The organism is Phocaeicola sp., assembly GCF_048170425.1.
Classification (GTDB): Bacteria; Bacteroidota; Bacteroidia; order Bacteroidales; family Bacteroidaceae; genus Phocaeicola.
In genome coordinates, this window is record NZ_DBEXBB010000118.1 from 1 (window position 1) to 6,107 (window position 6,107).

At 44.1% G+C, this 6,107-nt stretch carries 4 protein-coding genes; 2 read left to right on the forward strand and 2 right to left on the reverse strand.

Annotated elements, in window-relative coordinates; all coding sequences use genetic code 11:
* Together ACMJ0U_RS04715 and ACMJ0U_RS04720 are read left to right on the forward strand one after the other, a co-directional pair.
* On the forward strand, positions 1-2,884 hold a 2,884-nt coding region (locus tag ACMJ0U_RS04715), incomplete at its 5' end, for a DEAD/DEAH box helicase family protein (protein ID WP_417128500.1).
* Positions 2,885-3,042: 158 nt separating this feature from the next.
* Positions 3,043-3,864, forward strand: coding sequence for a carboxymuconolactone decarboxylase family protein (locus ACMJ0U_RS04720; protein ID WP_417128502.1), 822 nt, complete (start codon positions 3,043-3,045; stop codon positions 3,862-3,864).
* 89 nt (positions 3,865-3,953) lie between these two features.
* On the opposite strand, the gene ahpF is transcribed toward ACMJ0U_RS04720, so the two are convergent.
* Together ahpF and ahpC are read right to left on the reverse strand one after the other, a co-directional pair.
* Positions 3,954-5,501: an alkyl hydroperoxide reductase subunit F gene (gene ahpF, locus ACMJ0U_RS04725; protein WP_417128504.1), complete on the reverse strand. Its 1,548-nt coding sequence runs from the start codon at positions 5,499-5,501 to the stop codon at positions 3,954-3,956.
* A gap of 18 nt (positions 5,502-5,519) precedes the next feature.
* A complete protein-coding gene (gene ahpC, locus ACMJ0U_RS04730) occupies positions 5,520-6,086 on the reverse strand; it encodes an alkyl hydroperoxide reductase subunit C (RefSeq protein ID WP_417128505.1) in 567 nt (188 codons plus the stop codon).
* Between the last annotated feature and the right edge of the window lie 21 nt (positions 6,087-6,107).

Consider the following 6,107-nt stretch of genomic DNA (forward strand, 5'->3'; position numbering starts at 1 on the left):
GAAAATAGTCTTTCCACGCTATCATCAGTTGGATGTAGTAGAGAAACTGGTAAAAGAGACGTATGATATCAATCTGCCAGAACGGGATTGCGCAGCAGAAGAGATACAATATGATATAGCCGCTAATGAGGAAATGGGATATTCCTTCAATCATCCTCCCAAACGTCATGGCAACAATTTCCTGATTCAGCATTCGGCAGGTTCTGGAAAATCAAATTCTATTGCTTGGCTAACCTATCGTCTTGCTTCTTTGCAGAGCGCAATGCAGCAAAATGTATTTAACGGAGTATTTGTTATTACGGACAGGCGGGTACTGAACAAACAATTGCAAGATACGATTCTTGGATTTGAGCATATTAACGGACAAATTGAAACAATTACGAATACTGATAGTTCTCAAAAGCTAGCCGATGTAATAAACGACGGAAATGCTCGTATTATTATTACTACCCTACATCGTTTCCCTTATATCTATGATGATTTAATCAGCCGTCAAGGGAAAAAATATGCCGTCATAATAGACGAGGCTCATTCCTCACAGTCTGGAAAAAGCGCAGAAAAACTGAAGGCTGCATTGGCTGATACAGACGAAGCGTTAAAAGAATATGCCGAACAGGAAGAAATTGAAATGGAGGAGTTAGAAAAGAAAGAAGATGCTTTCCTGAATAAATTATTGGTACAAGGACAGCACAGCAATCTTTTCTTTTATGCTTTTACGGCCACTCCTAAACCGAAAACGTTACAGACATTTGGCGAATTAATTGAAAAAGGGGAAAATCCGGAAGATGACAAATATGGAGCATATCATACCTATTCCATGCTTCAGGCTATCGAAGAAGGTTTTATCAAAAATGTATTGCAATATTATACCACATGTAATACAACCTATGAAATAGCTAAGCGCATAGAAACGGATCCGTTTTATGAAGAAACTCCTGCCACACGAGCTATTAAGGCTTATCACGATAACCATCAGCATGTGATAGAGCAGAAGACAGCTATCATCGTAGAAAAATTTAGAGAGGTAACTCTGAATGCTATGCAAGGAAAAGCAAAAGCAATGGTAGTATGCTCTTCTCGTGCCCATGCGGTAAGATACTTCCTGCAAATAAAAAAATACTGTGAGGAGAATCACATTATGGGAGTAAATCCGATGGTGGCTTTCTCTGGTGTGGTGTCGTATGAAGGTATTGAATATACCGAAACAAAATTAAACTCTACAGACAAACGAAATATTTCAGAAGCCAAATTGCCACTTTATTTTGCCTCTGATTTGTATAATATGCTGGTGGTTGCAGATAAATACCAGACGGGGTTTGACGAACCTATGTTGCATACTATGTTTGTGGATAAAAAACTGAAAAACGTGAAAGCAGTACAAACTTTATCACGGTTGAACAGAGCGCATAAAGATAAAAAAGATACGTATGTATTAGATTTCTGTAATTCATCAGATGACATCAAAGAAGCTTTTAAACCTTTTTATAAGGGTACGGAACTGATAAATCCCGTGGATGTAAACTATGTGTATACTTTCAGACAAGATATACAGATGTACCAGCTATGGACTGAAGGCGACGAGCAAAAGTTCTTTGACCTGCTACAGGACATCAGCAAGCAGAAGGACCGTCTGGGAGTTTTGTCGAATGCTTTCAAGAGTACCATTTCCCGATATGAGGAGCTTGATGAAGAAAAACGCTTTGAGGTAAGATCGAAAATCAAGAATTTTGTCCGTTTCTATTCCTATATGGCTCAGATAGCAAGAACTTTTGATAAGGACTTGTATAAGGCTTATGTGTATGCCGACTATCTGTACAGACTTCTGCCTAAGAATCCCAAAGAGAGGATTGACCTGAACAAACAGATTATGCTGGTAAACTCAAAGATATCGGAGGGAGAAACGGTTTCCATTCAGATGGAGGGAACAGTGAAGCCTCTTAAAGGTGAGAACCCGAAAGCCGTAAAGCCAAAGAATGATAATAAAGACTTGCTCAGCCGTATCATTGACAAAGTCAACATCATGTATCAGGGTCAGTTCTCCGAAGCTGACAGGGTGATAGTGGAATCTATTTATGACAAAATGGTTTCGACGGCAAAAAGGAAACTGACCAAACAGGCTAACAATACGGATGAAAAACAGTTTGAGGAAAGTATATTCCCTCAAATATTCGATGAGGTTGCCAGAGGCTGTTATGTAGAGCAGATGGATTCTTTTGCCAAACTTTTTGAGAACAGCGATTTTTACAGAAATGTCATGACACAGATGGCCAGGGTGATGTATGAGAACTACAAAAAGAAGGAAGATGAACTACCGTTTGTCCCTGCATTGTTCAAAGAAAAATTCTTGACAGATTTGAAAGTTGAGTTTTCAGACCTTGCTTCGTATTTGCCGGATTTATCTCTTGCAGCTGACTGCTTTATAAAGACATTAAAAGCGAAGTCTGTGGCTACAATAGATGGAGCCAACGAACTTTTATTGGACTCGTTTAACCGGATTTACTGTCTGGAGAATATGAAACTGGTAGACAAACGCAGGCTTTTCAATACAATCGTCACCAAATATGAGGTCTTCCTGAAGAAGATATATTACTTGTTGTATCAGAAAGAAATGGTCAATACTAAGCATGAAAGCAGTATGCCTACCTTTATAGACTGTATTTTGTCTTTCGGTTGCCTGAGAGGATTAAAGTATAATCAAGACGAAAGATATCAGAAGTTCTATACATATCTGGAGCTTGTCAAACAGTGGAGAAACAACGAATCGCATACAGCTCCAGATGCTTCTATGCAGGAGCTGAACTCTGCCATTCATGTGGTATCGACTATGTATCTATGGATTATCCTGCATCATGTGGAGGAGTTGAATCGAGTAATCAATGAATAAGTTCCGAAACCGCCATTTCGGAAATGGCGGTTTCGGAACTTATAGAAAACACTTTCCACAATTCGGGTATAAACATCTGTAAATGGTATACATTCTCCACATATTAATCGGTTAACTTTGCTATTGAAAAAGAAGACAAACCAATAACTCATACCATTATGAAAATACAAATGATCCTTGCGCTTGCCGCATGGGTAATAAACAGTACAACGATTATGGCACAGGAAACGATTAAACAGACAGCTGGACGCGACCAGCTAGGTGAATTTGCTCCTAAATTCGCGGAACTCAATGACGATGTACTTTTCGGTGAAGTATGGAGCCGTACCGACAAACTCGGTCTGCGCGACCGGAGTCTGGTCACCATCACTTCACTTATCAGTCAGGGTATTACCGACAGTTCGCTGACTTATCACTTGCAGACTGCCAGACAGAACGGCATCACCCGTACGGAAATCTCGGAAATCATTACGCACATCGCCTTTTATGCCGGATGGCCGAAGGCATGGGCCGCTTTCCGTCAGGCCAAGGAAGTATGGGCGGAAGATGTGACCGGCGAAGAGGCAAAGGCAGCTTTCCAGCGTGAAATGATTTTCCCTATCGGAGAACCGAACACGGCATATGCAAAGTATTTCATCGGGAACAGCTACCTGGCTACGGTTTCGAAGGAGCAGGTACCCGTGGCTAATGTAACCTTTGAGCCGGGATGCCGCAACAACTGGCACATTCACCGGGCGACTAAAGGCGGTGGACAGATGCTGATTGGAGTGGCTGGCCGTGGCTGGTATCAGGAAGAAGGTAAGCCTGCCGTGCAGATTCTGCCGGGTACGGTGATTCATATTCCTGCCGGCGTGAAACACTGGCACGGGGCAGCAGCCGACAGCTGGTTTGCACACCTGGCATTCGAAGTAGAAGGAGAAAACACTTCGAACGAATGGCTGGAACCGGTTTCAGACGAAGAATATAGCAAACTGGAATAATCTATTACTGGTCATATATCAATGATGAAACAATCTGCAAGTTTTCGATTCTTTGTCACCGGAAGCTTGCAGATTGTGTTATAAGGCTTTTAACTTCTAATCCTGTCATCAAATGCAGAAAGGGCAGCTTTGGCTCCTTCACCCATGGAGATGATGATTTGTTTGTAGGAGACATCCGACACATCGCCTGCCGCATATACCCCCTTTACGGCGGTACGGCAATTTCGGTCGGTCAGAATTTCTCCGATACGGTTTACCTGCACAATGTCCTTGAACAGGCTGCTATTGGCCGAAAGACCGATTTGTATGAAAACTCCGTCAAGTGGGAGCGTTGTTTCCTGATTGCTTTTCCGGTCTTTTACTTTTAGAGCATTCATTTTGTCTCCGTCTCCCTGCACCTCAAGCGTCTGCGTGTGAAGCATAACCTTGACATTGGGGAGTGATGCCAGTTTGTTGCGGAGTACTTCGTCGGCTTTCAGCTCCTCCATAAATTCAATGACGGTTACTTCCGCACAGATTCCGGCAAGGTCTATGGCCGCCTCTACTCCGGAGTTTCCTCCACCGATGACCGCCACTTTCTTTCCTTTATAAAACGGTCCGTCGCAATGCGGACAGAAAGCAACACCTTTGCCTGTGTATTCAGTTTCTCCCGGTACGTTCAGTTTTCTCCATGAAGCGCCTGTAGCAATAATCAGTGCGGGAGCCCGGAATTCTTCTCCTCCTTTTGCATGAAGTACCTTTTCGTTTCCTTCCACGCGACACGATTCAATCCGGCGGTTGTCAAAGATACGGATGTTATAACTTTCCAAATGCTTCCGCAAGTCACCTGCCAGGGCTTTCCCGGTTGTGTAGGGAACGGAGATGAGGTTTTCGATTCCCACCGTTTCGTTGACCTGTCCTCCAATCCGTCCGGCTACGACGCCTACCTTCAGCCCTTTACGTGCCGAATAGATAGCGGCAGCCACACCCGCCGGTCCTCCGCCTGCCACCAGCACGTCGAAGTGATGCGCAAGGCCATCAGAAGCAGAGTCGACTTCTTGTCCTATGTGTGTTTCCAGTTTCTCCAGCAATTCGCCGAAGTCTCCCCGTCCGATATGCAGAACCTTTTGACCGATAAATACCGCAGGCACCGCCTGTATGTGAAGTCTTTCAGTCTTTTGCGGAAATAAAGCTCCGTCAATTGCCGTATGCTGTATGCCGGGATGTAAGATAGCCATCAGGTTCAGGGCTTGCACCACATCGGGGCAGTTGGTACAACTAAGCGACATGTAGGTGGTGAGCTGCGCGGGGCCTTTCAGACGTTTCAATCGTTGCAACGTGCCTTCATCAGGAAGATTCTTGCCTTTTCCGTCGGCGTTGAGTATGGCCAGCACCAGTGAACTGAATTCGTGGCCTCCCGGTACTGCCTTGAAGCAAATACCCAAATCTTCTTCATTCTTCAACAAGCGGAACTCCAGCGACTCGCCTTCTTCCGTGCGGCAGGTGATTTTGTCCGAACATGAAGCTGTATCTTCCAGCAGATGCAGCAAGTCCGTACGCGACTCATGCTCTGTACGGACTTTTATATCGAAAACATAATCGGCCTGCAGCTCCTTGAAAAGAGTGGTAAGTTGCTCTTTCAATGATGCATCCAACATAAATGTCCCCCTCCTTTTTTAGATTTTGCCTACAAGGTCAATGCTGGGCTTGAGTGTCTCTTCTCCTTTCTTCCATTTGGCCGGACAAACCTCTCCATCGTGTGCGGCTACGAATTGCGCGGCTTCCACCTTGCGGAGCAGTTCATCTGCATTGCGTCCGATGCTGTTGTCCTGTATTTCCACCAGCTTAATCAAACCTTCCGGATTGACAACGAATGTGCCGCGATAAGCCATGCCGTCTTCTTCTATCATCACACCGAATGCGCGCGACAAGGCTCCGGTAGGATCGGCCAGCATGGGGTATTGGATTTTCCGTATGCTTTCCGATGCGTCATGCCATGCCTTGTGCACGAAATGAGAGTCTGTACTTACGGAATAGACCTCTACTCCCATTGCTTTGAATTGTTCGTATTTTTCAGCCATGTCAACCAGTTCCGTGGGACATACAAAGGTGAAATCGGCTGGATAAAAGAAGAAAATAGCCCATTTGCCTTTCAGGTCTTCATTGCTTACGGTTACAAATTTTCCATTGTGAAATGCTTGTACTTTAAACTCGGGTACTCTTGAATTGATAATTGTTGTCATAACAGATTTATTTTTTATAAT